Origin of the sequence: Pseudomonas sp. Pc102 (assembly GCF_018408275.1) — a bacterium.
GTDB lineage: Bacteria > Pseudomonadota > Gammaproteobacteria > Pseudomonadales > Pseudomonadaceae > Metapseudomonas > Metapseudomonas tohonis.
In genome coordinates, this window is record NZ_AP021905.1 from 5201390 (window position 1) to 5228192 (window position 26803).

General features: G+C 66.4%; 24 protein-coding genes and 1 tRNA gene. 10 read left to right on the forward strand and 15 right to left on the reverse strand.

Going from position 1 to position 26803, the window contains the following annotated elements; translation table 11 throughout:
- Positions 1 to 43: 43 nt before the first annotated feature.
- Positions 44 to 859, reverse strand: coding sequence for a carbon-nitrogen hydrolase family protein (locus PHLH3_RS23780; RefSeq protein WP_213626017.1), 816 nt, complete (start codon positions 857 to 859; stop codon positions 44 to 46).
- A gap of 150 nt (positions 860 to 1009) precedes the next feature.
- On the opposite strand from PHLH3_RS23780, the gene PHLH3_RS23785 reads away from it, so the two are divergent.
- The gene (locus tag PHLH3_RS23785; protein WP_213626018.1) at positions 1010 to 1798 is read left to right on the forward strand and encodes a helix-turn-helix transcriptional regulator; all 789 of its coding nucleotides are present in this window, start codon (positions 1010 to 1012) and stop codon (positions 1796 to 1798) included.
- A gap of 428 nt (positions 1799 to 2226) precedes the next feature.
- On the opposite strand, the gene PHLH3_RS23790 is transcribed toward PHLH3_RS23785, so the two are convergent.
- From PHLH3_RS23790 to pcsA, 4 genes are all read right to left on the reverse strand, one after another.
- Positions 2227 to 3537 (reverse strand): FAD-binding oxidoreductase, encoded by a 1311-nt coding sequence (locus PHLH3_RS23790; RefSeq protein ID WP_173173078.1) that lies wholly within the window; start codon positions 3535 to 3537, stop codon positions 2227 to 2229.
- Between the two features lie 98 nt (positions 3538 to 3635).
- Positions 3636 to 5000, reverse strand: a complete 1365-nt coding sequence (locus PHLH3_RS23795) for a glutamine synthetase family protein (RefSeq protein WP_213626019.1) — start codon at positions 4998 to 5000, stop codon at positions 3636 to 3638.
- 528 nt (positions 5001 to 5528) lie between these two features.
- Positions 5529 to 6065, reverse strand: a complete 537-nt coding sequence (locus PHLH3_RS23800; protein WP_111261059.1) for a hypothetical protein — start codon at positions 6063 to 6065, stop codon at positions 5529 to 5531.
- Between the two features lie 135 nt (positions 6066 to 6200).
- Entirely contained in the window at positions 6201 to 6923 is a 723-nt protein-coding gene (pcsA, locus tag PHLH3_RS23805; RefSeq protein WP_213626020.1) for a phosphatidylcholine synthase, read from the reverse strand.
- 322 nt (positions 6924 to 7245) lie between these two features.
- Between pcsA and PHLH3_RS23810 the strand changes: the two genes are divergently transcribed.
- The 5 genes from PHLH3_RS23810 to PHLH3_RS23830 all read left to right on the forward strand — a co-directional run bounded on the left by PHLH3_RS23810 (position 7246) and on the right by PHLH3_RS23830 (position 10648).
- Positions 7246 to 7452: a cysteine-rich CWC family protein gene (locus tag PHLH3_RS23810; protein WP_213626021.1), complete on the forward strand. Its 207-nt coding sequence runs from the start codon at positions 7246 to 7248 to the stop codon at positions 7450 to 7452.
- Positions 7452 to 8144, forward strand: coding sequence for a 16S rRNA pseudouridine(516) synthase (locus PHLH3_RS23815; protein ID WP_213626022.1), 693 nt, complete (start codon positions 7452 to 7454; stop codon positions 8142 to 8144). The genes PHLH3_RS23810 and PHLH3_RS23815 overlap by 1 nt, the downstream gene beginning before the upstream one ends.
- Before the next feature lie 483 nt (positions 8145 to 8627).
- Positions 8628 to 9512 (forward strand): alpha/beta hydrolase, encoded by an 885-nt coding sequence (locus PHLH3_RS23820; protein ID WP_213626023.1) that lies wholly within the window; start codon positions 8628 to 8630, stop codon positions 9510 to 9512.
- 122 nt (positions 9513 to 9634) lie between these two features.
- A tRNA-Gly gene (locus tag PHLH3_RS23825) sits at positions 9635 to 9708 on the forward strand.
- Positions 9709 to 10132: 424 nt separating this feature from the next.
- Entirely contained in the window at positions 10133 to 10648 is a 516-nt protein-coding gene (locus PHLH3_RS23830; protein ID WP_213626024.1) for a hypothetical protein, read from the forward strand.
- A 160-nt stretch (positions 10649 to 10808) separates the two neighbouring features.
- Here the strand turns inward: PHLH3_RS23830 and PHLH3_RS23835 are convergent, their stop codons facing one another.
- Positions 10809 to 12533 (reverse strand): diguanylate cyclase, encoded by a 1725-nt coding sequence (locus PHLH3_RS23835; protein ID WP_213626025.1) that lies wholly within the window; start codon positions 12531 to 12533, stop codon positions 10809 to 10811.
- A gap of 2 nt (positions 12534 to 12535) precedes the next feature.
- Positions 12536 to 13486, reverse strand: coding sequence for an extracellular solute-binding protein (locus PHLH3_RS23840; RefSeq protein WP_244862933.1), 951 nt, complete (start codon positions 13484 to 13486; stop codon positions 12536 to 12538).
- A gap of 634 nt (positions 13487 to 14120) precedes the next feature.
- On the opposite strand from PHLH3_RS23840, the gene PHLH3_RS23845 reads away from it, so the two are divergent.
- Both PHLH3_RS23845 and PHLH3_RS23850 read left to right on the forward strand, forming a co-directional pair.
- Positions 14121 to 15830: an amidase gene (locus PHLH3_RS23845; protein ID WP_213626027.1), complete on the forward strand. Its 1710-nt coding sequence runs from the start codon at positions 14121 to 14123 to the stop codon at positions 15828 to 15830.
- Between the two features lie 105 nt (positions 15831 to 15935).
- Entirely contained in the window at positions 15936 to 16850 is a 915-nt protein-coding gene (locus PHLH3_RS23850; protein ID WP_213630661.1) for an ADP-ribosylglycohydrolase family protein, read from the forward strand.
- Here the strand turns inward: PHLH3_RS23850 and PHLH3_RS23855 are convergent.
- Complete coding sequence (locus PHLH3_RS23855; protein WP_213626028.1) at positions 16847 to 17224, reverse strand: hypothetical protein; 378 nt, start codon at positions 17222 to 17224, stop codon at positions 16847 to 16849. The genes PHLH3_RS23850 and PHLH3_RS23855 overlap by 4 nt on opposite strands.
- A gap of 35 nt (positions 17225 to 17259) precedes the next feature.
- Entirely contained in the window at positions 17260 to 17670 is a 411-nt protein-coding gene (locus PHLH3_RS23860) for a hypothetical protein (protein ID WP_213626029.1), read from the reverse strand.
- 84 nt (positions 17671 to 17754) lie between these two features.
- Here PHLH3_RS23860 and PHLH3_RS23865 point away from each other — a divergent pair, with 84 nt between their 5' ends.
- Positions 17755 to 18168 carry a hypothetical protein gene (locus tag PHLH3_RS23865; protein WP_213626030.1) on the forward strand — a complete coding sequence of 138 codons (414 nt, stop codon included), beginning with the start codon at positions 17755 to 17757 and terminating at the stop codon, positions 18166 to 18168.
- Between the two features lie 164 nt (positions 18169 to 18332).
- Here the strand turns inward: PHLH3_RS23865 and PHLH3_RS23870 are convergent, their stop codons facing one another.
- The gene (locus tag PHLH3_RS23870) at positions 18333 to 18767 is read right to left on the reverse strand and encodes a MerR family transcriptional regulator (RefSeq protein WP_213626031.1); all 435 of its coding nucleotides are present in this window, start codon (positions 18765 to 18767) and stop codon (positions 18333 to 18335) included.
- Positions 18768 to 18889: 122 nt separating this feature from the next.
- On the opposite strand from PHLH3_RS23870, the gene PHLH3_RS23875 reads away from it, so the two are divergent.
- Entirely contained in the window at positions 18890 to 20122 is a 1233-nt protein-coding gene (locus PHLH3_RS23875) for an NADH:flavin oxidoreductase/NADH oxidase family protein (protein ID WP_213626032.1), read from the forward strand.
- 65 nt (positions 20123 to 20187) lie between these two features.
- On the opposite strand, the gene PHLH3_RS23880 is transcribed toward PHLH3_RS23875, so the two are convergent.
- The 5 genes from PHLH3_RS23880 to PHLH3_RS23900 form a co-directional block, all read right to left on the reverse strand.
- Positions 20188 to 20832: a biliverdin-producing heme oxygenase gene (locus PHLH3_RS23880; RefSeq protein WP_213626033.1), complete on the reverse strand. Its 645-nt coding sequence runs from the start codon at positions 20830 to 20832 to the stop codon at positions 20188 to 20190.
- Positions 20829 to 23216, reverse strand: a complete 2388-nt coding sequence (locus PHLH3_RS23885) for a hybrid sensor histidine kinase/response regulator (protein WP_213626034.1) — start codon at positions 23214 to 23216, stop codon at positions 20829 to 20831. The genes PHLH3_RS23880 and PHLH3_RS23885 overlap by 4 nt, the downstream gene beginning before the upstream one ends.
- A gap of 64 nt (positions 23217 to 23280) precedes the next feature.
- Entirely contained in the window at positions 23281 to 23742 is a 462-nt protein-coding gene (locus PHLH3_RS23890) for a response regulator (protein ID WP_213626035.1), read from the reverse strand.
- Positions 23743 to 23751: 9 nt separating this feature from the next.
- Positions 23752 to 26019 (reverse strand): ATP-binding protein, encoded by a 2268-nt coding sequence (locus tag PHLH3_RS23895; RefSeq protein ID WP_244862934.1) that lies wholly within the window; start codon positions 26017 to 26019, stop codon positions 23752 to 23754.
- 269 nt (positions 26020 to 26288) lie between these two features.
- Positions 26289 to 26648 (reverse strand): DUF3509 domain-containing protein, encoded by a 360-nt coding sequence (locus PHLH3_RS23900; protein ID WP_213626037.1) that lies wholly within the window; start codon positions 26646 to 26648, stop codon positions 26289 to 26291.
- Positions 26649 to 26803 lie beyond the last annotated feature (155 nt).

A 26803-nucleotide genomic window follows, 5' to 3' on the forward strand; every position in this document is an offset into this window, starting at 1 on the left:
ATGCGGCTACGCGGGCGCCTCGGGGGCGCCCGTCGAATCGGGATCAGGGGATCAGCAGCTCGCGGCGGCCGGCGGCGTGCTCGCGCATCTCGCCCGGCAGCACCATGCGGCGGTCGTCGAGGTAGCGGTAGTCGCTGCGGGCGGCGGCGATCTGGCCGAGGTCCAGCTCGATGATCTGCCGGCACTCCTCGCGCCCGGCCTCCAGCAGCAGGCGGCCGAAGGGGTCGACCACGGCGCTGCCACCGGCGAATACCAGGTCGCCATCCCCCTCGCCCACGCGGTTCACCATCACGGCGAAGGCCTGGTTCTCCATGGCGCGGCCCATGATGGCGGTGCGGTGGGTGGGGCCGTAGGGGTCCATGTTGCCGTTGGTGACGATGATCAGCTCGGCGCCGAGCTGGCCAAGGGCGCGGGCGCTCTCGGGGAACTCGATGTCGAAGCAGATCAGCAGGCCCACGCGCACGCCCTTGTACAGGCAGGTGGCGTAGCGGTCGCCGGGGGTGAAGATGCCGCGGTCGGAGGCCCACAGGTGGGTCTTGCGGTACGTCAGGGCGATGCCTTCGGGGGTGATCAGCAGCGTGGTGTTGTAGTAGGTGCCGGCGTCGTTCTCGGCGATGCCGATGGCCACGGCAACGTCGCGCTCGCGGGCGGCGCGCTGAACGGCCTGGACGGTGGGGCCATCCAGTGGTTCGGCGACGGCGGCGATGTTCTCGGCGGTGGGGAAGCCCATCAGGTGGGTCTCCGGGAACACCACCAGGTCGGTGTCGGTGGCGCAGGCGGCGATGGCTTCCAGGGCGCGGGCGAGGTTGTGGGCGGTATCGCCGTCACGACCGGCCAACTGGACGAGTTCGACCTTCATGGGGACTCCTGTTTCTTGTCGTTGCACGAGACCTGCTGGCGCAAACCGGTCAGAATGCGCGCTGCGTCGGTCCCGGTGTTCGCGCAGTATGGAACCGCCGGCGCCTTCGGTGAAATCACGCCCGCGTGGTAACCCATCAGGGGTAGAAGCATGACGTTGAGCCTGCAGGACATCGCCTGGCACCGCTCGGTGGGGCAACTGATCGAGTCGCTGGACGCCCCGGGTTTCTGGGTGGCGCTGGTGCGCACCCTCGGCCAGTACGTGCCCCATGACAGTTGGGTGGCGCTGCTGTTCAGCGAAGGCCGGCCCCTGGTGTGCGCCGAATGCCCGGGCGAGGACGGCGAGCCGGACCTGCTGTTCCAGGACTACCTGGACGGCCTCTACCTGCTGGACCCCTTCTACATCCACAGCCGCGAAAGCAACCGTGGCGGCCTGCTGCGCCTGGCCGACGTGGCGCCGGAATGCTTCGAGCAGACCGACTACTACCAGCGCTACCACCGACTCAACGTGGTGACCGACGAGTTGCAGTTCAACGTGCCGCTAGAGGGCGGGCGCACCCTGTGCCTGTCCCTCGGCTCGCGCCAGGCCTTCACCCCCGAGCAGATCGCCCTGCTGAGCCTGGTGGAACCCTGGGTGGTGGGGCTGATGCGCCAGCGCCTGGCCTTCGAGGCCGAACGCCTGGCCAGCACCCCGCAACCGGCGCCGAACTGGGAGGTGCAGCTGGACCAGGTGGGCCAGCAGGTGGAAAGCGCCCTCACCGCCCGCGAGCTGGAAGTCGCCCGGCTGATGCTCAGCGGCTGCTCCAGCAAGGAAGTGGCGCGCAAGCTGGCCATCTCGGCGGAGACGGTGAAGGTCCACCGCAAGCACATCTACGCCAAGCTTGGGATCAAGTCGCAGTCGGAGCTGTTCTCGCTGTTCCTCAAGGCGCAGCGGGGGTAAACCGCAGGAGCGAGGGGAGCGCTGCGCGCTCCTTGGCGAATGAATTCGCCCCTACAGATACCGTGCCCCGTGGGAGCGAATTCATTCGCGATCAAGCCAGGCGCCACCAAGCTTCGCGGTTGAAACCGCTCCCACAAACAGCGTCGGCGGCCCTTGCCGGGCGTAGGGTGGACCGCGCTTCATCGGTCCACCGTCGGGGCCAACCGCAACACGGATGGTGGACGTAAAAGCGACGTCCACCCAACCCGGCTACAGACATCGTGCCCTGTGGGAGCGACTTCATTCGCGGCCAAGCCAGGCGCCACCGAACTTCGCGGTTGAAACCGCTCCCACAGGGAGCAGGCACAGTCCCCGTAGGATGGGATGAGCTCGGCGAATCCCATGCGGCCAGCACGGGCTACCCGGGCTGAAGCCCGGGCTACGGGGCCTTAGCGGAGTTTTTCCAGCATCTGGTAGTACCACATGCCCACTGCCAGCATCGGGTTGCCGAACACGTCGCCCATGGGGACCTTGATGTGCGAGCAGTCGGCGAAGGTGTCGTAGTGGCCGAGGCTGCCGGTCATGGCCTGGGCCATGATCTCGCCCATGATGTGGGTGGTGGCGATGCCGTGGCCGGAATAGCCCTGGCAGTACCAGACGTTGGGCGAGAGCTTGCCCAGCTGCGGGATGCGGTTGATGACGATGCCCATGGCGCAGCTCCACTGGTAATCGATCTCGATGCCCTTGAGCGCGGGGAAGGTGCGTTCGATGGCCGGGCGCAGCTCGCCGGCGATGTCCCGCGAGTCACGCCCGGAGTAGTTGGCGCCACCGCCCAGCAGCAGGCGCTTGTCGGCGGTGAGGCGGTAGTAGTCGAGCACGAAGCGGCAGTCGTAGACGGCCAGGTCCTGGGGGTTGATGCGCTCCGCCAGCTCGCCCAGCGGGCGGGTGGTGACGATGCCGCCCATGGCCGGGAATATCATGCCCTTGAGCTTCTTCGGTTCCAGCTTGTGGTAGACGTCGCCGGCCAGCAGCACCTGGCGGGCGTTGATGCGGCCCTGGGCGGTGACCACCGCCGGGCGCTCGCCGTGGATGATCTCCAGCACCTCGGAGTGCTCGAAGATCATCGCCCCCAGGCTCTCGGCCGCGCGGGCCTCGCCGATGCACAGGTTGAGCGGGTGCAGGTGCATGTTGCGGGTGTTCTTCAGCGCGCCCAGGTACAGGTCGCTCTCCAGGTGCTGGCGCACGCCGGCGGCATCGAGCAGGGTCACGTCGTCGCCCATGCCCCGGCGCTGGGCCTCCTCGAAGGATTCGCGCAGCTCGTCGATATGGGCGGGCTTCATCGCCGCATGCAGGTGGCCGTGCTTGAGGTCGCAGGCGATGCCGTACTTCTCCACCCGGCTCTTGATGATCGCGTGGCCGCGCCAGCGCAGGTGCCAGATGAAGTCGTCCACCTCCGCCCCCAGGCGCTTGCGCATCTGCTTGCGCATGGCGCCGTCGCCCGAGAGGCTGCCGGTGACCTGGCCGCCGTTGCGGCCGGTGGCGCCCCAGCCGATCTTCTTCGCTTCCACCAGGGCGACCTTGAGGCCGCGCTCGGCCAGCTCGACGGCGGTGGCGACACCGGTGAAGCCGCCGCCGATGATCACCACGTCGGCCTCCACCGTGCCCTGCAGGGTGGGGTAGTCGGTTTCGGCATTGAGGGTGGCGGTGTAGTAGGAGGCGCAGCGCTCGGCGCTGGGCGTGGTCTTCAGTGCGACGTTCATCTTGGTTTCCTGCGAGGCCCTCGGGGGCCCTCTCCGTACGAATCTGTTTACCGGGCCCCTGCACTCGCAGGGACGACGGGCCGGGCGCTGCCGCGGGATCAGGCCTGGTTCAGGTACCAGCGCCAGTCCTGCTCGCCGACCTCGGCCATGAACTGGCGGTACTCGGCGCGCTTCACCGCGAGGTAGACGCCGAGGAACTCCGCGCCCAGGGCCTCGCGGGCCCAGCCGGAGTTCTCCAGGGCCTGCAGCGCGGTCAGCCAGTCGGTCGGCAGCAGCTCCTCGGCCTGTGCATAACCGTTGCCCTCGATCGGTTCGCCCGGGTCGATCTCGTCGCGGATGCCGCGATGGATGGCGGCGAGGATGGCGGCCGCCGCGAGGTAGGGGTTGGCGTCGGCACCGCAGATGCGGTGTTCGATGTGGCGGGTATAGGCCGGGCCACCGGGCACGCGCAGGCTGACGGTGCGGTTGTCCACACCCCAGGTCGGCGCCAGGGGCGCGTAGCTGTTGGCCTGGAAGCGGCGGTAGGAGTTGGCGTTGGGGCAGAACAGCAGCAGCGAATCGAGCAGCGAGGCAAGCATGCCGCCCACGGCCAGGCGCAGTTGCGGGGTGCCGGCCGGGTCTTCGCTGGCGAACAGGTTGCGGCCCTCGGCGTCGGCCAGGCTGACATGCATGTGCATGCCGGTGCCGGCCAGGTGATCGAAGGGCTTGGCCATGAAGCAGGCCTGCATGCCATGGGCATTGGCCACGCCCTTGACCAGGCGCTTGTAGCGCACGGCCTGGTCCATGGCCTCCAGCGCGTCACCGTGTTCCAGGGTGATCTCCACCTGGCCGGGCGCGTATTCGGAAATGGCGGTGCGGGCGGGAATGCCCTGGGCCTTGCAGGCGGCATAGAGGTCGGCGAGGAAAGGCTCGATCTGTTCCAGCTCGCGCAGGCCGTAGACCTGGGTGGTGCGCGGGCGACGACCGTCGCCGTCCAGCGCCGGTTGCGGGCGGCCCTGGGCATCGGGCTTCTGGTCCAGCAGGTAGAACTCCAGCTCACAGGCCATCACGGGGTGGAAGCCGTCGGCCTTGAGGCGCTCGATCACCTCGATCAGCACGTGGCGCGGGTCGGCGATGGCGGCGGGCATGCCTTCGCTCGGGTGCATGCTGACCTGCACGGCGGCGGTGGGCATGCGACGCCAGGGCAGGCGCACCAGGCTGCCGGCCAGCGGGTAGGCGCGGCAGTCGATGTCGCCCACGTCCCAGACCAGGCCGGAGTTCTCCACATCGTCGCCATTGAGGGTGAGGCCGAGAATGGTGCTCGGCAGCGGCCGGCCGCTCTTGTACACGGCGAGCAGCTCGTCACGGTGCAGCAGCTTGCCCCGTGGCACGCCATTGGCGTCGAGGATAAACAGCTCGAAGGCGTCGATATCGGGGTTCTGGTCGAGAAAGTCTCGGGCTTCCTGCTCTGTGGCGAATTTCATCTGGCTCTCTTCAGCGCCGCATCGGGCGCACGTGATGATCCCGGGCAAGGCCATGCAAACACTGTGCAGGCGTGCGTTCGGGAGCGGGTCGTCGCGTGACGGACGGCGGCCAGGGGAGTGGCCGGTCCGGAATCAGAAGGGAGCAGCGTCCGGCGGGCGCGCGTGGCGGCAGTGCCAGAGGGCCCAGAAGGCCAGTTCGAGGGGAAGGGAGACGCTGGGCTGGCCCGGCCACCGACGCTCGCACCCAATACCGTGCCCCGCCGGTGCGGCGAGGGGCTCGGAGGGTGCGATCAGCGACGGGGGAAAACCCATTGAAAGAGGCCTGGATATGGAATGGCACGAGCCTCGCACGCCACGATGGGTGCTTAAAATCCAGTTTTTTCTATCTTTGGTTAATCAGGCGCTAAACAAATGAACGGCGGGATTCGCGGAGGCCCGGTGCACGTGTGGGAGCGGTTGCAACCGCGAAAACCCAGGCACCGAGCCCGATCGCGAATGAATTCGCCCCCACGAAAGGGCAGGCGGGACTCAGTCGTCGTCCTGCGCGCCCTTCATGGATTCGTAGACCTCCACGGCGTCGATCTGCAGCTCGTCAGCCAGCTCCAGCACGCGGGCCACGTCCTGCTTGTAGACCAGCACGGCCTGGAGGATGTCGTCTTCCATCGGGTCGCTGAAGCCCACCAGAACGTAGCCGCCCTTTTCCGGGTAGAGAGCGCTGAGCTGGACCTGGATGCGGTGCATGGCACGCAGCGGGTCGACCTTCTTCAGCTGCTTGGGCTGGATGTTGAAGCTCACCTCGGGACCGAAGGAGGCGATGATCTGCGCCAGCAGGTCCGGGTAGTCGTCGGCATGGAAGAGCACGGTCTCCGGCAGGCTGCCGACCACCACCCATTCGCCCAGGGGGATGGTGAAGCTGTCGTCGTAGTTGATGTCCGGGTTGGCGGCGAGGAAGGCCTCGGGATCGGCATAGGCCTGGGCGGCTTCGTCGGCGATCTTGTCGATTTCCTCATCCGACATGCAGCCCGAGCTGATTTTGGTGATGAGTTCGATCAGCTGCGTTTTCATCTGGAAAGGGTCCTGCGGGTGGGAAACAAGGCGTGAAGGATATAGGCAAGTCACCTTGCCGGCCATGCGAGCCCGGCTCGTCGCGCCCACAAAAAAGCCCGTCGCGAGGACGGGCTCTTGTGCAGCGGTCGCGGATCAGGCGCGCAGCTTGCCGCGCCAGTCCATCAGGCTGCGCCACAGGCAGACGCCGACGAAGTAGGCCGAGGACAGGCCCCAGAGGGCGACCATCATGGACTTCAGGTCAGGGTACTGGATGATCAGGAACATGCTGCTGAGCATCCACACGAAGGTCACGGTGATGTTCAGCGGCATCAGCTTGCGCACGCGGAAGGGGTGCAGGAACTTCAGCTTGGTCAGCGTCAGCGCGGCCAGCACGCAGATGATAGCGAAGCTCGCCACCGGCGGCAGGTCGATCAGGTACAGGTACAGCGCCACCACGTTCCAGGCGGCCGGGAAGCCGACGAAGTAGTTGTCGCTGCTCTTCATGTTCAGGTTGCAGAAGCAGAACAGCGACGACACCAGGATCAGGCTCACGGTGGGCAGCACGGTGTAGTCGGGCAGCGGCACGTAGCGGTAGATGAAGAGCGCGGGGATGAATACGTAGGTCAGGTAGTCGATGACCAGGTCGAGGGTGGAACCATCGAAGTTCGGCAGCATGGTGCTGGTCTGGACCTTGCGCGCGAAGCTGCCGTCCAGGCCGTCCACCAGCAGGGCGGCGCCGAGCCAGAGCAGGCAGTCGCGGGGCTGGTTGTCGAACAGAGCGAGGATGGCCATCAGGGCCAGTACCACGCCGGTGGCGGTCACGCCATGAGCGGACCAGGCCTTGGCCTTGTTGACCGTATTGATTTGAGTGGACACGTGCGTCTCTATTCCGCTGAGTGGGTGACGATAATCCGTAGACAACTGGATTTTCTTACGCGTTCATCAGATAACACTGACGAAGATGCGCACAATGCCGAAAATTCTACTCGTTGCGCTACTAATTCGCTGCTAGGCCATTCACAAGCGACGGCGATTTCCTCTGCCAAGCGCCCCGTTCCTTCCAGCCGCACGGCTCTGCAATGGGCTTCGGGCCCGGTGGCACCGCTTATCGTATCGGTCCACGTCCGTCCCCGTCGGCTTGCATCGGCCGCCGACGCGCTGCACCCTAGCGACCTTTCCCACAGCCCCCGCTACCGGCATGAACCAGGCCCCCGACCCTTCGCGCTGCCCGCTCTGCGGCCTGGCCAACGACTGCGCCGAATCATCCGCCAGCGGCCAGCCCTGCTGGTGCTTGCACACCCCGATCGACCCCGAGGCGTTGCGCCGCATCCCGCTGGACGCCCAGGGCAAGGCCTGCCTCTGCCCCCGCTGCGCCGGCCTGCTGACGCCCGAAGAGCCGACCTGATGCGCCTCGACCGCCTGCTCGGCAACCTTCCCGACCTCAACCGCCAGGCCGCGCGCCGGCAACTGGCCACCGGGCACGTGCGGGTCAACGGCGTCGTGGCCACCGACGGCAGCCTCGAAGTGCGGGTGTTCGACCGCGTCACCCTCGACGAACGCGAAGTGCAGCCCGGCAAGCCGGCGCGCTACTTCATGCTGCACAAGCCCGCCGGCTGGGTCAGTGCCACCGAGCACCCCGAACACCCCACGGTGCTCGACCTGCTCGAGGAGCCCGACAAGCACGAGCTGCACCTGGGCGGGCGCCTCGACCTCACCACCACCGGGCTGCTGCTGATCACCAACGATGGCCTCTGGTCGCGCCGCCTCACCCTGCCGCAGACCAAGCAGCCCAAGGTCTACTACGTGGAAACCGAGCAGGAGATCGACCCGGCCTGCATCGACGCCTTCGCCCAGGGCCTCTACTTCGCCTACGAGGACCTCACCACCCGCCCCGCGCAGCTGGAGATCCTCGCCCCCCGCGCAGCGCGGCTGACCTTGCACGAAGGCCGCTACCACCAGGTCAAGCGCATGTTCGGCCACTTCCGGAACAAGGTGCTGCGCCTGCACCGCGAGAGCATGGGCGCCCTGCCCCTCGACCCGGCCCTGCAACCCGGGCAGTACCGCGCCCTGACGGCGGAAGAGATCGCCCTCTTCTGAGCACCGATGGCCGGCCGCCAGCGAACTGCAACGCCCACCGCGCCAACGGCTCGGAACGTGACCGGAAACGGTGCTCCGGCGGCCGGGCGCGTAACAGAGCGGCAGCCTTTTCTTCACGACCCGACGGGCTGCACGGAAAAAGTGCCGATTCGCGCTTGCGGGGGTCATGGGTGTCTGCTTGAATCCAAACCGTAGGTCAGAGTGTGACCAATGAGTCATTCCAGCCTTCCAAGCGATCCGCAACACCCCGGCCTCACCCGCCGACATAGGTTTCCTGCCTGGTCAAAGTGCACTTCCGGCCCCTGCAAAGGGCGCTGGCAGCCCCGCTCTTTTTCGACCTAAGTTATTGAAAAATAAATAATTCCAAAAAAACCGCCTGACATTCTCTTGTCATCTCCAGGCGTTTATCTGACTGCCCGAATGCTCCGCGAACGAAGCTCCTCGCCTCGTCCGCACGACCCACTTGCGCCAGGAGGAAACGACATGAGGGCACAGACCCAGGTCGTCACGATCGACAGGAAGTACAAGGTACACACGGAGTTCTACGGCAACCCTCAAGCCAGCCGCACGATCATTCTGGTCAACGGCTCGCTGGCCACCACAGCCTCGTTCGCGCAAACGGTGAAGTACCTGCAACCGCAGTTCAACGTGGTGCTCTACGACCAGCCCTACGCCGGCCGCTCCAAGCCCCACAACGACCACAGCCGGCCGATCACCAAGGAAACCGAGGCGGAGATCCTCCTCGAACTCATCGAGCACTACCAGGCGGACTACCTCTCGTCCTTCTCCTGGGGCGGCGTCGCCACCCTGCTCGCCCTCGGCCAGAGCCCAGCGCGGATCAAGAAGGCGGTGATCAACTCCTTCTCGCCGATCCTCAACGAGCCGATGCTCGACTACATGAAGAACGGCATGAACTACCTGCAGGCCGTGGATCGCGAGAACGTCGGCGCCCTGGTCAACGACACCATCGGCCGCTACCTGCCGACGCTGTTCAAGCGTTTCAACCACAAGCACGTCGCCAGCCTCGACGAGCACGAATACCGGCAGATGCACTTCCACATCCGCCAGGTGCTGTCGCTGGACGCCAACTGCTACGTCGATTGCCTCAAGGCGGTGGATATCCCGCTGCTGTTCATCAACGGCGAGCACGATGTCTACACATCCCCCAAGGACGCCAGGCTGTTCGCCGAGCACGTGCGTGATTGCCAGTTCGCCACCATCCGCAACGCCGGCCACTTCATCGACATCGAACACAAGGCCGGCTGGCTGCAGACCCAGCAGGTGTTGCTGGGCTTCCTCAACGCCCCCGCCAGCACCCAGCAACCACGTCACCTGCAACCGCAGCCCACCCAGGCGATGGCCGTCTGACCGCCCCGCGCAGGCCCCCGCAACGGGGGCTTCCACCCCCCGTCGTCGAGAAGAAGCGTGCATCAAGTGCATGACCGGGCTTCATTTCGGCCAAGGCTTCTGGTAAAAAGGCGGCCTTGAAAGCGGGCGTCGTATAATGGCATTACCTGAGCTTCCCAAGCTCATGACGAGGGTTCGATTCCCTTCGCCCGCTCCAGACATAGAAAGGCCCGCAGTCTCATCGAGATGCGGGCCTTTTGCTTTCCAGCTCCCGTAGGTTGGCGCCGAGCGCAGCGAGGCCCAACAGTGCGAGGCTCGGCAATATCACGTTGGGCTTAGCACGCTCATCACCAACCTATCCCCCACCGCATCGCGATAAGGCACCATCCGAATCGTGCGGATATCGGAAAAGAACACCTCATCCGGGATACGCGATCTGTCGTTTGAGTCCGTGGTCAGGAAGCAGCCCTGTTCTTAGAGATCCTCCACGGAGCTTTCCGTTCAAATGCACAGATCGTTTCTACCTGTACGGCCTTATTGCAAATCGGACAAACTAGCCACGCTTGCGGAGAGGAAAATCCGAATCGATCGCACTGACGCCGACTGAAAAACCACCATGTGAAGGCAGGATGCCAATGGATATGTACAAGAAGCGCGCCCTCCGAGAGAGCTCCCTACCCGTGGTTTGTCTCAAGTCCGCCATGATCTTTGCAGTGATCGGCCCTTTAGTAGCTTGCGGCATCATTTGCCTCACGATCGCCTTCAGCGGCAATGAGGCAGGTTTCCTGCTCAGCCTGATGAAAGCCGTCCTGTCGATGCTCATTGGTTTGCCGCTGGCCTATACAACCGGGCTCATACCGGCCTTTATCACCGGCACCCTGTATGCACTGCTGTTCGCAAAGCCACTCAAAGGCCGATGGCAGGCGCTGAGTCTGAGAGTGCTTGCTGGCGCCACAATCGGTGGTGCAGTCAGTGCCGGCTACTACTCCGCCACGTTCCGCGTCTGGCCAGATCAGTTGCTCAAGCTCGAATTTGGATCAGCCCTGGTGATGGCAAGCCTCTGCACTGGGGGCATCGTTGCCCTGTTGGCCAGGGGACGACTGGGTGAGAGCATCTTCTATGAAAAGATCCCGCCCACGAACGCTCGCCATTCCTGACACCTGATTCGCGAAGAGCTCAAAATCTGCACCAAGTTGCCCGCTCTCAGCTCTGTAACCTTCGCGGTTCCACACCGAGGTCCAGGGGGGGAAGGCTCAGCGAAGCCACGTTGGGCTTCGCACGCTCAGCACCAACCTAGGCCCTCTCGCGGCCTGCACTTCACTCCGGCGCCGCCCCCGCCCGGACCTTCCGCCCCTCCAGCTTGGTCCGGTACATCGCGTTGTCCGCATGCAGCATCAGCGCCTCGGCGGTGGTGCCGTCCTGGGGGTAGATGCTCAGGCCGATGCTGGCGCCGATCTCCAGGGGGCGGCCCTTCACGGTGATGGGGTCGGCCAGGGCCGTGAGGATCTTGTTCACGACGGCCTTGGCAGCGGCGGCAATGTCCTCGCCCTGGATCAGCACCACGAATTCGTCGCCGCCGAGCCGCGCCACCAGGTCGCCGCTGCGCACTGCACCGCGCAGGCGCCGGGCGACGACGATGAGCACCTCGTCGCCTACCGAGTGGCCCATGTCGTCGTTGATCTTCTTGAAGTCGTCGAGGTCGATGAACAGCACCGCCAGCTCGTCGCCGCCTTCGCCCACGGTGCAGATGGCGCGCTGCAACTGCTGGAAGAACTGCCGCCGGTTGGGCAGGTCGGTGAGCGAGTCGTGGTCGGCCAGGTGCCGCAGCTCCTGCTGGTTGCGGCTCATCATTTCCATGTGCGACTTCAGTTCGCGCCGCATCAGGTCGAAGCCGCGGGCCAGCACGCCGATCTCGTCCTTGCGGGCGATGGGCAGCGCGACGTCGTGCATGTGCTCGGTCTGGAAGCTGCGCGCCGCGTGGCTGAGCATCTGCAGCGGCCGGGTCAGGGCGCGGGAGAAGAGCACCGCCAGCACCAGGGCCAGCACGCTGAACACCAGCACCATCTGGATGATGCTGCGACCCAGCGAGCGCCCGCTGCCGAGCACGTCCTCCAGCGGGCGCGACAGGCCGAGCACGACGAACTGGTCCTCCCCGTTGAGGCCGAACGGCTTGCGCACGAAGGCCATGATCTTGCCCTCCGCCCGGGTCGGCGCATCCAGGCCGTTGACCAGCACGCTGGGTGCCTGGCGGCTCAGCAGCTGCTGGGTATCGGCGAAGCTGTCCTGGATGAGGATGCGCCGCCCCTTGTCGAATCCGAAGGCCATCGCCGGTACGGGGTGCACGAGGAAGTCGCCCCACTGGTTGGCCAGGTACAGCTGGTGCCCCTGCGGCAGGTCCGCCTCCAGCTGTTCGAGGAAGCGCTTGAGGTCGACGTTGATGACCACCACCCCCTGCACCACCCCGTCCTTTCCGGCCACGGGCGTGGCCACGCGCAGGGTCGGGGCGCCGTCGGCCGAATGGGCGCCGCGCTCGTGGTTGACCGTGATGGGCGCGAGGTACACCTGCCCCGGCTTGAGCAGCAGCGTTTCGAACACGTAGGGGAAATGGCCCTTCTCCTGCAGCAGCAAGCCGTCCACCTCGATCATCCGCTGGCCGTCGCGATCGAAGCGGATCACCTCGATGCCATGGTTCTGGCGGCTGATCAGGCGCACCTGGGAATACTGCGGATGCAGGCGCATCACCGTGGCGAAGACACCGGCCAGGTGCGGCTTGGCACCGGTATCGCCCGGTAGCGAGCCGAGGCTGGCGACCAACGCGCTGGAAGGCATGTCGGCCAGGGTCAGGGCGTCCGCGTCGATGTCGCTCAGCAACGAGGACAGGCGCTGGCCGAGCAGCTCGGTGGAGGTCAGCAGGTTGCCTTCGGCTTCCTTGACCAGCAGCGCCTGGTTGGCCGAATAAGAGAAATAGCCGGTGATCCCCGAGGAGAGGATGCCGATGCAGGCGAGCAGGATCGACAGCTTGACGGTCAGGCCCATGCGCATGGCTAGAACCTCTCCTCCCGGTCACCGGACACGATGCGGCTCCACAGCGCCTCGCGGCGCCCCACGTCCTCCACCGGCTGCAGCCAGATGAGCCGCGCATCCCCGGCCGGCTCCGTGGGCACCTCGCTGGTGTTGGCCAGGCCCTGGCGCTCGCTCAGCAGCCTGCCGACCCGGGGTTCGAGCATGTAGTCGATCCAGGCCAGTGCCAGTTCGCGATTGGTGGCGGTGCGCGTCATGGCCCAGCAGTCCAGCCAGGCGATGGCCCCCTCGTCGGGGATCACATAGCCCACGTCGGCACCCGCCTGGCGCAGTTGCGTCACCTGCTGCATGCCGTAGTTGGCGAACAGCAGCGCCGCCTTGTGTCGCAGGAAGAGGTCGGTCGCCTCCTCCGGCAGGCTGTAGTACGCCAGCAGGTTGCGGCGCAGGGCCACCAGTTGCCCGGTCACCCGGCGGAAGTCATCGGTCCGCAGGTGGAAGGGGTCGGCCAGCCCCAGCGTCAACGCGGTGAAGGAGAAGTTGTGCTGCGCGCTGTTGAAGGCCAGCACCTTGCCCTGGTAGCGCGGGTTCCACATCTCCGCCATCGAGCGCGGTGGCACCGGCACCTGCTGGCGGTCGTAGATCAGCCCCATCGCCGCGTAGGTAAAGGGGACCGCATACACCTGCCCTTCGCGGATCAGCCCTTCGATGGATTCGAGGTCCTGGAAGCGCGGCAACTGGTGGCGGGTGTTGGGCAGGCGGGCGAGGTCCAGCGGTTGCAGCATGCCGTTGTGGTAGTAGCGCTGGATCTCGGCGGTGTTGGCGGCGAGCACGTCGAACAGCTCGCCGTCCTGCGCGTGCAGCTTGTCCCAGAGCGATTCGTCGGAATCCACCAGGGTCACCACCACCTTCACCTGGTGCTGCTGCTCGAACGTCTTCACCACATCCGCATCGGCGTAGCCCGGCCAGGCCAGCACGTGCAATACCTCACCGTCCGCCGCCGAGGCCGGCAACGTGGTGCACAAGGCACAAAGAACCCAGAACCAACAGAGTCCGCGCATATCCCCGCCCTGGACGGAATTCGAAGGATGAAACGATTCCGAAGCATGAATCGACAGCACCCGCCCAGGCGTCCTCGCACCGGAACGGGAGTTGCCCCTCGAACCTGACAAAACCGGGCGACCGGCCTGCTCGCCCTGGCCGGATTGGAACCGTCGCTTCGGATTACTCCACAGCATAGCGATGGCGCATGGCGTTTTGCTGGGAGATATGGCCAAAAGCCGCCATCGGCACGGAGGATCGGACAAACGGAGAGCAACGACACCCCAGCAGCACCGTGCAGGTCGCATCCCGGCCCTGTGATCGCCATGACGGGGCACGAGGATCGGGCAACGATGGGACGTCCGTACCCGCTTCATGCCCGGCGGCACAGGCGCACAGGCTGGCGATTCCTCTGCCACCGACTTGGTGGCTAAATAGGCCCCCTGTGAACGCCACCGACCAGGCCGCGCGTCCAACCCGTCGCACACGCATTGAAACGAGGACCGTCATGAAAACCGGTTTTGCACGCCTCATCTCCTCCCAGCCCCAGCAGCGCCCGGGGGTGGACGCATGATCGAAGTCACCGAAGTCCCCATTGCCGAGCTGCGCGCCGCGCTCGAATCCGGCCGTACCACAGCCGTCGAACTGGTCCAGGCCTACTTCGCCCGCATCGACGCCTACGACGGGCAGGACACCGCCACCGCCCTCAACGCCGTGGTCGTGCGCAACCCCGAGGCCCTGGAAGAGGCGCGCGCCTCCGACGCCCGTCGTGCCAAGGGCGAAACCCTCGGCCCGCTGGACGGCATCCCCTACACCGCCAAGGACAGCTACCTGGTGAAAGGCCTCACCGCCGCCTCCGGCAGCCCGGCCTTCGCCGAACTGGTCGCCCAGCGCGACGCCTTCACCATCGAACGCCTGCGCGCCGCCGGAGCCATCTGCCTGGGCAAGACCAACATGCCGCCCATGGCCAATGGCGGCATGCAGCGTGGGGTCTACGGCCGGGCGGAAAGCCCCTATAACGCCGCCTACCTCACCGCGCCCTTCGCCTCCGGCTCCTCCAACGGCGCCGGCACCGCCACGGCCGCGAGCTTCGCCGCCTTCGGCCTGGCCGAGGAGACCTGGTCGAGCGGCCGCGGCCCCGCCTCCAACAACGGCCTGTGCGCCTACACGCCGTCTCGCGGGGTGATCTCCGTGCGCGGCAACTGGCCGCTGACGCCGACCATGGACGTCGTCGTGCCCTACGCCCGCACCATGGCGGACCTGCTCGAAGTGCTCGATGTGGTGGTCGCCGATGATGCCGACACCCGTGGCGACCTGTGGCGCCTGCAGCCCTGGGTGCCGATCCCCGCCGCCTCCAGCGTGCGCCCCGCCTCCTACCTGGAGCTGGCGGCGAAGCCCGAGGCGCTGGCCGGCAAGCGCCTCGGCGTGCCGCGCATGTTCATCAACGCCGACCCGGAGGCGGGCACCAGCGAAGCCCCCGGCATCGGCGGCCCGACCGGCCAGCGCATCAACACCCGCGCCTCGGTGATCGACCTGTGGAACGCCGCCCGCCAGGCCCTCGAAGCCGCCGGCGCCGAGGTGATCGAGGTCGACTTCCCGCTGGTCTCCAACTGCGAGGGCGACCGCCCCGGCGCGCCCACCGTGTTCAACCGCGGGCTGGTGTCCAGGGAATTCCTCCACCACGAGCTCTGGGACCTCTCCGCCTGGGCCTTCGACGACTTCCTCCGCGCCAACGGCGACCCCAGGCTCAACCGCCTGGTGGACGTCGACGGGCCGAAGATCTTCCCCCACGACCCGGGCACCCTGCCCAACCGCGAGGGCGACCTGGCGGCGGGCATGGACGAATACGTGAAGATGGCCGAGCGCGGCATCACGCCGTGGGACCAGATCCCTACCCTGCCCGACGGCCTGCGCGGCCTGGAGCAGACCCGCCGCATCGACCTCGAAGAATGGATGGACCGCCTGGGGCTCGACGCCGTGCTGTTCCCCACCGTCGCCGATGTGGGCCCGGCCGACGCCGACGTGAACCCCGAATCCGCCGACATCGCCTGGAGCAACGGCGTCTGGGTCGCCAACGGCAACCTCGCCATCCGCCACCTGGGCGTGCCCACGGTCACCGTGCCCATGGGCGTGATGGCCGACATCGGCATGCCCGTCGGCCTGACCTTCGCCGGTCGCGCCTACGACGACTCGACGCTGCTGCACCTCGCCTCGGCCTACGAGGCCACCGGCAGCAAGCGCCTGGTGCCGCCGCGCACCCCGCCGCTGGCCCGCAGCTGACGGAACGGCGGGATCGGGGCTGCACGCACCGATCCCGCCCCCTCATCGCTAAGGCACTTGCCCCAGGCCCGGCCCTGGAGTACCAATCAGGTCCGCCACAGGGATATACACATGGACCTACTGGATCGCTACAAGGGATGCCTGCTCGGCCTGGCCAGCGGTGACGCCGTCGGCACCACCCTCGAATTCTTCCCGCCCGGCACCTTCAAGCCCATCGCCGACATGAACGGCGGTGGCCCCTTCGCCCTGGCGCCGGGCCAATGGACCGACGACACCTCAATGGCCCTCTGCCTCGCCGAAAGCCTGCTGGAGAAGAACGGCTTCGACGCCGCCGACCAGATGACCCGCTACCTCAACTGGTGGCAATGGGGCTACTGGAGCTCCACCGGGCAATGCTTCGACATCGGCACCACCATCCGCGAGGCGCTGACCCGCTTCCAGCAAACCGGCGATCCCCTCGCCGGCTCCAGCGAACCGGACACCGCCGGCAACGGCTCGCTGATGCGCCTCGCCCCGGTGGTGATGTACTACTTCCCCCGCCAGGAGGACGTCGCCCACTTCGCCCAGCAGAGCTCGCGCACCACCCATGGCGCCGCCGAAGCCATCGAAGCCTGCAAGCTCCTGGCCCAGGTCATCGCCAATGCCCTGGCCGGCAAGTCCCGCGACCAACTGCTCGACGCCTCCCCCGTCCTCTACCTGCAACCGGCCATCCGCGACCTGGCCGAGGGCAGCTTCATCGGCAAGCCTCGCGAGCAGATACGCGGCACGGGCTATTGCGTCGCCTCGCTGGAAGCCGCGCTCTGGTGCTTCTGGTCCACCGACTCCTTCGAAGCCGCCGTGCTCGAAGCCGCCAACCTGGGTGACGACGCCGACACCACCGCCGCCATCGTCGGCCAGGTCGCCGGCGCCTACTACGGCAAGCCCGGCATCCCGGCCAAATGGCTCGGCAAGCTGCACCAGGGGGATGAGATCGAGAAGATTGCAGAAGGGTTGTATCGGGCGGCGATCAGCCGCGCTTAGGAGCGCTCTGCGTCCAGCCGACCATGGCTGTGGTAGTTGATGAAGTCGTACATGACCGGGCTGAGTTCTTCCTGCGCAACGACACGCCAGATCCGCTTCTCTCCCAGCACAGGTACAAGCCGCTTGATGAGTTCCTGCGCAGCGTTGTGGTTGCCTTTGTGCAACCAGTGCACGAGAAGGCTTTCGCTTTCCTGCCTGGAAAGCCTCGCCCCCTGAACCAACAGGAGCGTAAAGCGGAAATTCAACGGCCAAAGCTGTTTGAGGAATTCCAGTTTTTCCGTACTGAGCAGCTCCGCCAACCAGCGCCGGACATGCTTGTCCGTCGCGGCATTTCTTTTCGCCACCTGTTCCGGTGTGTAAAGAGGCTCGTTCAAATGCATCTCCTAGGCCACAACGGAGTGAGGCTGTCCTATTTCCTGGGCTCAGGGCACGCCGTGGACTCCCCCGGCTTGAGCACGAACGTCGGATAGGCCTCGAAATCATCGCCATTGCTGAAGGTGGTGGCCTGGGTCTCGTAGCCCCGGCTCTTCACGCACCAGTTCCAGAAGAACTCCTGCGCGCCGTGGATCACGAAGAACTCGAGGCGGAAATCCTTCACCTTGTAGAAGGTCGCGAGGCCCGCCGGGTCGGTCATCGCCGTCGCCCTGAACTGCTCACGGCCGTATGGATAGGCGCTGCTGATCAACACCACCTCCGCCGACTCCAGCGGCTGGCCCTGCTCGTTGTGCACCTGTGCCTCGGCATAGGGCTGGAGGGTCTTGTAGACGGGGACGCAGGCGCAGAGGGTGGTGAAAGCGATGGCTGTAAGCAGGCTTTTCATCCACTTAAGATCCATTCGAAGGCGTACCTTTGACACAGCGTTCCAAAGTAATAACAGTCGTCCGACGAGAAAAATGAGCTAGCGATGTACTTAGTAGAAATAAACCAAAACCGCCCCGACTTCAGGGTATTCATCGACCTGCTCTACGGTGCGAGGCGCGATGTCGATACGGATGGCGACGCCAACCCCGTCTACAGCCGAACCTGGACGCATCTCTACCTGGCGGATCGCGAGAGCGACGACCCTCCAGTGGATATCTCTGAACTGGAAGGGCGACCCGGCGTCTACGTGGTGGAGTCTGAGTCCGAGCGCCTCATGCAGCTATGTGCGCTTTACCTGTTCATGAAATGCGGTAGCTCGCTGGTCCAGAACTCACACGCGCTTACGGTTGATGAAATCTCGGCACTCAAGGCTCGGTATAGCTTGGAGTTATCCCGAGCGGACGCAGCGTTGTGGCATGCCTCATCTGCTGATCTCCCATACCCGAACAGTAGATAACCATGCGCTGGCTCACGATTCCGGCATCGGCCCTTTTCGGCATCAGTTGTCTACAAGGCTCTGACTTTCTTCAGTAAGGCGAAACTGCGTGCACAGTTCGTCCGCTCCCTTGGCGAGACTTGGAGCTGCTGTGGTGGGCTCAAGCCCACCCTACGGCTGTGTCATCACGACGCCGCTTCCTTCGTCCCCTTCCCGTTGCGCTCCCGCCATTGATCCATCACGCGCTTGGCATTTTCCGCGCAGTCCATGCCTTCGGGCTTGCCCTCGATGCTGGCGATGGTCTGCAAGAGGCGTTCGCGGCTTTGCGCCAGGCGCTGCTGGACGATCTCTATCTCCGTGACCTTGGCCCGCAGGCCTGCCAGCAGGCGGTCATGGTCACCGATGCGCAGGTCGGCGCCGGGCATCAGGCTGCGCATCTCCTCCAGGCTGAAGCCCGCCTGTTGGCCGCAGCCGATGATTTCCAGCACGTGCAGGGTCTCTTCCGGGTAGTCGCGGTAGCCATTGCCCAGGCGCTGGGCGCGGATCAGCCCGCTGGCCTCGTAGAAGCGGATGCGCGAGGCGGCGAGGCCGCTGCGCTTGGCGAGTTCGCCGATTTTCATTTTCCGGGTGCTCCCCTATTGACCTTGAAGTTGACTTTAACCTTAGCCTTTGCGACGACACAGCCCCCGCCGCGCGCCGCTCAAAACCGAGCCGACGACCGGCCCCCCACCCGGAGAGCCCCATGTCGCCCTTCCAGCCCCTGCAACTGCCCAATGGCACCGCCATCCCCAACCGCATCGCCAAGGCGGCGATGGAGGAAAACCTCGCCCACCCGGACCAGACCCCATCCGACGAGCTGCTGCGTCTCTACCGCGCCTGGGCGGAGGGCGGCGCCGGCCTGCTGCTGACCGGCAACGTGATGGTGGACGCCCGCGCCATGACCGGCCCCGGCGGCGTGGTGCTGGAGGAAGGCCAGAAGCTGGAGCGCTTCCGCGAATGGGCGCGCATCGGCCGTGCCCAGGGCGCGCAGTTCTGGATGCAGATCAACCACCCCGGCCGGCAGATGCAGGCCAACCTCGGCCAGCCCACTGTCGCCCCCTCCGCCGTGGCGCTGGAGATGGGCGGACTGTCGAAGATGTTCCCGGTGCCCAAGCCGCTGGACGAAGCGGAGATCGCCGCGCTGATCCAGCGCTTCGCCCGCACCGCGGTGCTCGCCGAGCAGGCCGGCTTCACCGGCGTGCAGGTCCACGCCGCCCACGGTTACCTGCTGAGCCAGTTCCTCTCGCCCCTGAGCAACCGCCGCGAAGACCGCTGGGGCGGCTCGCTGGAGAACCGCGCGCGCTTCCTGCTGGAGGTTGTGAAGGCGGTGCGTGCCCAGGTTTCGCCCGGTTTCTGCGTGGCGGTGAAACTCAACTCTGCTGACTTCCAGCGCGGCGGCTTCGAGCCGAGCGACGCGCGCCAGGTGGTGCTCTGGCTCAATGAACTGGACGTCGACCTGGTGGAGCTTTCCGGCGGCAGCTACGAGGCGCCGGCCATGCAGGGCGACGCCCGTGACGGCCGCACCCTCGCCCGTGAAGCCTATTTCCTCGAGTTCGCCCAGGAGATCGCCGCCATTGCGCGCATGCCGGTGATGGTCACCGGCGGCATCCGCCGGCTGCCGGTGGTGGAACAGGTGCTCGCCAGCGGCGTGGCCATGGCCGGTATCGGCACCGCCCTGGCCGTCGACCCCGCCCTGCCCCGCCGCTGGCGCAACGGCGAGACGAGGGCCAGCGCCGAACTGCCGCCGATCCGCTGGAAGCGCAAGGCCCTGGCCGCGCTGGCCTACATGGCCCTGGTGAAACTCCAGATGCGCCGCCTGGCCGCCGGCAGCCAACCGAACCCGAACGCATCGCCACTCAAGGCGCTGCTGAACGAGCAATGGAAAACCCTGGGCCGCACACGCCAGTACAAGAAGCAGATGAGCAACCGCGCCTGATCGCCGGTCGGTGGCCCCCGCGTTCGCGAGGGTGACGGAGCGAGTGAGGAAGTTTGCAGAACCCGTCATTCCCGCGAACGCGAGGGTCCACTGAATGATGCGTGGCGCGGGCAGTGCGTAGGGTGGCGGTCGCTTTCCACCTCCACCGGCGCTGCCACGTCGGGCCTTGCGGGTGGGCGGGTTGCGGCGAGAAAGGTGCGGAAGCCGAGTTCGACGCCGGTGCGCAGCGCCTCGGGGTCCAGCTGGCCGTGCCGTTCTTCCAGGCGCCGCAGGAAGCCGGGCCAGAGTGGCAGGCCGTCACCGTGGCCCAGGTAGCACAGTGCGGTGGCGGCGCCCGGCCAGCCGGCCTGGCGGACTCGGCTGGCGAGCAGGCGGGAGCCGAGGCGCGAGCCTTCGAGCACATAGGCCAGGCCCCAGAGCGTGCCGGCGTCCGCCGTCAGCACCACGGCGGCGGTTTCCGGGATGGGCAGGTGCAAGGCTTGCAGGTCGCGGCACAGGGCTTCGCGGCGGCGGCGTTCCGGCCAGTCGTCCAGCAGCCGCTCGATGCCCGCCGCCTCCATGGCCGGTTCCAGCGCCAGGAGGGCGCGGGCGTGGGCCTGGAGGAAATCGCCATAGCCGCTGCGGCTTTCCAGGCAGTAGGCCGAATAGGCGCAATCGACCCGCGCGTGCCAATGGGCGCCCGCGTCCCGCAGGAACTGGCGAAGGCTCATGCGACGTGACGCTTCAGGGCGGCGCTGAGCTTGGTGGCCAGCTCGTCGTCACGGAAGGGCTTCTGCACGATCACGCTGTCGCTCACGTCCAGGTCATTCAGTTCGGCGTAGCCGGTGATGTACAGCACCGGCAGCGCCGGGTAGCGCTGCCGGGCCTGGCGCGCGAGCTCGGCACCGTTGAGGCTGGGCATGGCGAAGTCGGTCAGCAGCAGGTCGACGCCCTCGTCGAGCAGTTCCAGCGCACGGGCACCGCTTTGCGCTTCGCGCACCCGGTAGCCGAGCGCATCGAGCAGGGAGGCGGTCACTTCGCGCACGTTGTCATCGTCGTCCACGAGCAGGATGGTGCGCTGCGGCCCCTCCAGCGGCGGCTCGGCAGGCAGATGCAGCTCGGCCGGCGCCTCGCCGGCATCCGTCTGGATGCAGGGCAGGAAGACCTTGACCGTGGTGCCCTGCCCCTCGCAGGTCTCGATGCTGACGCCGCCGCCGGACTGCTTGGCGAAGCCGAACACCTGGGCCAGGCCGAGCCCGGAACCCTTGCCCACCTCCTTGGTGGTGAAGAACGGCTCGAAGGCCTTGGCCAGCACCTCATCGCCCATGCCACTGCCCGTATCGGTGATCGCCAGCACCACGTAGGGGCCGGGCTCAGGATCTTCCGGGCGTTGCGGCGCCTGGCTGACGACCTGGTTGGAGGTGCTCAGGCGCAGGGTGCCGCCGGCGGGCATTGCATCGCGTGCGTTGATCGCCAGGTTGAGGATGATCATCTCGGTCTGGGTCGGGTCGACCAGCGCGCGCCACAGGTCGGGCGCGGTATCGGTGTCGATCCAGATGGAGCCGCCGAGGGTGCGCTGCAGCATGTCGAGCAGGCCGCGCACCGTGTCGTTGAGGTTCACCTCCACCGGTTCCAGACGCTGGCGCCGGGCGAAAGCGAGCAACTGGCCGGTGAGCTTGGCACCCCGCTCGCCGGCCTCCTTGATGTTCTGCAGGCGGCCCTGGGAGCGCTCGAAGTTGCCGCGCGCCAGGTCACGTTCGAGGAAGGTGGTGCTGGCCAGGATCACCGTCAGCAGGTTGTTGAAGTCATGGGCCACGCCGGCGGTGAGCTGGCCGACCGCTTCCAGGCGCTGCAGCTGCTGCAGCGCCGCCTCGACGCGCTCGCGCTCGCGGATCTGCTCGCGAAGCTGGGCGTTGGCGCTGGCCAGCTCGTCCATCACCGCGCGCTCGCTGGTGATGTCGCGCACGGCGGCGTACATCAGCCCTTCGTCGGGAACGATGGTCCAGGACAGCCAGCGGTACTCCCCGTCCTTGTGGCGCATGCGGTTGACGAAGCGCGTGGAGACGTTGCCGTTGGCGATGTTCTCGGCCTCGCGCAGGGTGGCGTCGATGTCGTCCGGGTGGATCAGCTGCCAGAGCTGCACGCGGGTCAGCTGCTGGCGGGTGAGCCCGAGGGTTTCCTCCCAGGCCGGGTTGAGGGCGATGGGCGTCATGTCGAAGCGCAGCACCGCCAGCAGCTCGCGGGACAGCTCCCAGGTGCGGTCACGCTCGCGGGTGCGCCGCTCGACACGCTCGCCGAGCATCTCGTTGAGGCGTTGCAGGGCTTCGGTGGCGTACTTCTGCTCGCTGATGTCCTGCAGCACGCCGATGAAGCGCACGCAGCGGCCTTCCTCGAAGAAGGCGCGGCCGCTGGTCTGCACCCAGCGCTCGCGGCCGCCGGGCAGCTGCAGGCGGTATTCGGCCTGGTAGTCGTTGCCGCTGTCGTTGGACAGCGCCTCGTTCATCCGGCGCTCCAGCAGCGGCCGGTCCTTCGGGTGGCAGCGATCGAGGAAGGTGCGCAGGCTGATCTCGGCATCCTGCGGCAGTTCGTAGAGCGCCTTGCAGCGCTCGTCCCAGATCACCCGGTCATCCTCGGGCTGGTAGTCCCACATGCCCATGCGTGCCGAGTCGATGGCCAGGCGCGCACGCACCTCGACCTCCATCAGCGCCTCTTCGGCCATGAGCCGGCGCTTGCGCTCGTGCACCTCGGCGAGCGCGCGGGTCACCGCCTTGGGCAGCAGGCTGAGGTTCTGCTTGAGCACATAGTCGATGGCGCCCTGGCGCATCATCTCCACCGCGTGCTCTTCGCCGAAGACGCCGGAGAGGAAGATGAATGGCGTTTTCGGGGCCAGGCGCCGCGCCACTTCCAGGGCCTGGGCGCCCGAGGAACCGGGGAGGATGAAGTCGCAGAGGATCAGGTCGTACTGGGTGCGCAGCAGCGCTTCCTCGACGCCCCGATGGTTGTAGACCAGAGTGGACTCCACCAGCAGGCCGCTACGCTCCAGGGTCAGCAGGGCCAACTCGGCATCGCGCGAACTGTCTTCGACTAACAGCAGGTTCAAAGGCTTTTGCGGCATGGACAGTCGTCGTCATTCCCTGTTGCCCGGCGATCGGCGGCCGGGGCGTGGCTGTGGTCGCGGCTCAGGAGCCCGGGCGGCGCTGGAGGCGCAGCGAGCCGGGCGGCGGTTCGTTGAGCACGGCCCAGAAGATGCCCAGGTCGGAGATCGCCGCGACGAATTCCTTGAATTCGACCGGCTTCACCACATAGGCGTTCACTCCCAGCTCGTAGGCGCGCTGCAGGTCGGGCTCCTCCCGCGAGGAGGTGAGCATGACGATGGGGATGCTGCGCAGCTCGGGGGTGTCGCGCACGGCCTTGAGAACCTCCAGGCCGTCGATCTTCGGCAGCTTGAGGTCCAGCAGCATCACCGCCGGGTTGCCGTCGGCGCGCTGGGCGTGCTCGTTGCGGCGGAACAGGTAATCCAGCGCCTCGGCACCGTCGCGCAGGACGATCACGTCGTTGGCCAGCTGGCTGCGTTCCAGGGCCACGAGGGTCAGCTCAAGGTCCCGGGGGTTGTCTTCGATCAGCAGGATGGGTTTGAGCATCATCGATCCTCATGCATTCCTTGACGGTACTTCCAGCCCACGCAGGGGCAGTGAGAAAAAGAAAGTGGCGCCTTCGTCGACCCGGCCTTCGGCCCACACACGGCCATCGTGGCGCTCGATGATGCGACGCACGCTGGCCAGGCCGATGCCGGTGCCTTCGAACTCCTCCATGCGGTGCAGGCGCTGGAACACACCGAACAGCTTGCCGGCGTATTCCATGTCGAAGCCCACGCCGTTGTCGCTCACGGCGACAATCACCTCGTCGCCCTCGAACCGCGCGCTCACCTCGATGATCGCGGGGTTGCGGTCGCGGCTGTACTTGACGGCGTTGGCCAGCAGGTTGCGCATCGCCAGGTGGAGGAATGCGGCGTCGGCGATTATCACCGGCAGGCCGTCCATTCGCCATTCGATTCGGCGCCCTTCCACGTCCGGTGCCATCTCGTTGCGGATGGCTTCCACCAGCGCCTGCAGGTCGACATCGGAGAAGCGCAGCGCCGCGCGGCCCATCTGCGAGAAGCTCAGCAGGTTGTCCACCAGGGTGCCGGCGAAACGCGCCGACTCGCCGATGTGATCGAGAAAACGCAGGCCACGTTCCGACAGCCGCCCGCCCTCGAACTCCCCCAGCAGCTCGGCGTAGCCGGCGATGTGCCGCAGCGGGGCGCGCAGGTCATGGGAAACGCTGTAGGAGAAGGCTTCCAGCTCCTTGTTGGACTTTTTCAGCTCGCCCGCCAGCTGCGCCATCTCCTCGGCCTTGCGCAGGACGATGCCGAGCACCGCCGAACGCAGTTCGGTCACACCCTCGATCTCCAGCGGATCCCAGGGCGCGCAGAAGCCCTTCACCGTTTCCTGCCAACGCTCGAAGCTGTTGCGGGGGTTGAGCGCGCCCCCCGGGCCGATGCTTTTCTCCGGCCTGCCCGCCCATTCGACGGTGCGCACCTGCTCGGGGCGGAACCACAGCAGGTAGTGGGAATGGATCTTCGAGATGGCCACCGCCAGCACGCCACCTGCGTGCGCGGCCAGCTCGGGGAGCTCGTCGATGTCGCGGCCGACGTTGTCGGTGTGGAACACCTCCGGTCCGCCGCGCTTGGCCAGCCAGTGCACCAGGGCGTTGACCTGCGCACGAGGCGGTGTCTGCCCCACCAGGTCGCAGTCGGCCGCGGAAATGATCGCCGCGCCACTGGCCCGGGCGAAGTCGAGCAGGGCATCGGGCAGGGCCAGCAGGCCGGCGGCAACGCTGTCGCGATCAGCCATGGCCGAAAGCAGGCGCACGATGTGCTGGCGCAGGCCGAGCAGGCGCTGGGTCTGGCCGTGTGCCTCGCGGGTCTCGATCTGCAGCGACAGCACGCTGCCCAGCAGCTCGCAGGCGGTGCGTGTCTGGAAGCCTACCGCGCGAGGCCGCTCGTCATGGCAGGAGATCAGGCCCCAGAGCTGGCCGCGCACGACGATGGAAATCGACATCGACGCCAGGGTGCCCATGTTGCGCATGTACTGCAGGTGCACCGGGGAGACGCTGCGCAGGGCCGAGAAGCTGAGATCAAGCGGCTTGCCGCTCAGCGGGTTGTCCTGGGGTCGCAGGGGCGAAGGCCGGTAGTTGGCGTCCTCGATCACGCGGATGCGGTTGGCGCAATAGAGCGCACGGGCCTGCTGGGGGATGTCCGAGGCGGGGAAGCACAGGCCGAGGTAGCGCGGGTAGCCGGGGTCGGCCTCCTCCGCCAGCACCAGGCCGTTGCCTTCGGCGTCGAAGGAATAGGCCTTGACCCGGCCGAAACCGGTGACGCGCTTGACCTCCTCCACCGCGCGCCGGCAGAGCGCCTCGACGCTATCGGACTCCTGCAGGCGGCTGATGAAGCTGCGCACCAGCGGATAGAAATTGCCGTAGGCGGTGACTATGTCGCTGACCGGCTCGAACTCCGCGATCAACACGCCGTCCCAGCGGTGCGCCATCATCGCGATCGGCTGGCCCGCACGGCTGCCGATGGCGAAATGCACGTCGCCGAGATGGAAGGGATTGGTCTCGTCGTCCGCCAGGGTGGCCAGGCGCGCCAGCAACGGCGGCACATCCGCCAGCAGCTCATCGAGGTGGCGGCCGAGCAGGTCCTCGACCGCCAGCCCCAACCACTCGCGCACATTCTCGCTGGCCTGCACGACGCGGCCAGCGGCCTCGTCGAACACCAGCATGAAGCCGTGCGGCTGGATGCTGCCGGGGATGTGGATGGGCTCCCGGGCGCAGTTCTCGCTCGCGTTGGCCAAGGCCTCGTCGCTGTCGCTGGGTATCAAGAACGATCTCCTTCGATGCACCACTGCCGACCCTCGCAAGGGTGAGCGCCGAATATTCGGCACCCTGCAGCCACGCATTCCATTGATGTCAGGGAGGCGAAACCGCCGGTGTCTGCCATCGACCAGGTCGACGGCCAGCGGGATTGATCGCCTCGCTTATCATGAAGGATTGAACGCCTGGAACGTGAAAAATTCCCAAAAACTCATTCGCTTCCAGCGACGGAAGGTCAGCGGTACCGCCGATCACCGGGGACCGGCGGCCGCTGCAATCAGCCTGCGACGGCGCGACGGCCAGCCATGCGCTCCAGCTTGCGACGCTCGACCAGGGTCTTGGCGGCGGTCATCTGGATCGGGCCGCCGGTGAAGGTCGGCAGGTCACGGCTCAGCCAGATGTTGCCTTCGCCTTTCCAGGTCACCTCGCCGGAGGCCAGCTTCATCTCGCGCATCACATCGCGAATCAACCCGCGCACGCGCTCCTTGCAGAACACGGCATCGCTCTGGATGGCCTTGCTCATGGTCGTCTCGCCCTGCTTGCCGAGGGTGAGCAGCAGCATGCCGTCGGGACGGGGGCGGATGGAAACCTCGTAGCCGGGGAATGCGTCGAAGAATTCTTTGATGGCGATCTGCATTGTTCTGCTCCCTGATATTTTTCTTTGAGCTCTTCCCATTGCACCCGCTGTGCCAGTTGAGCCATACGAAAAAAATCATACAAATCAGATAGTTAAATCTAATAGCCATCAAAGTGCTACTTGCATATTGCACGATGCCACCGACCGAGCCTTGC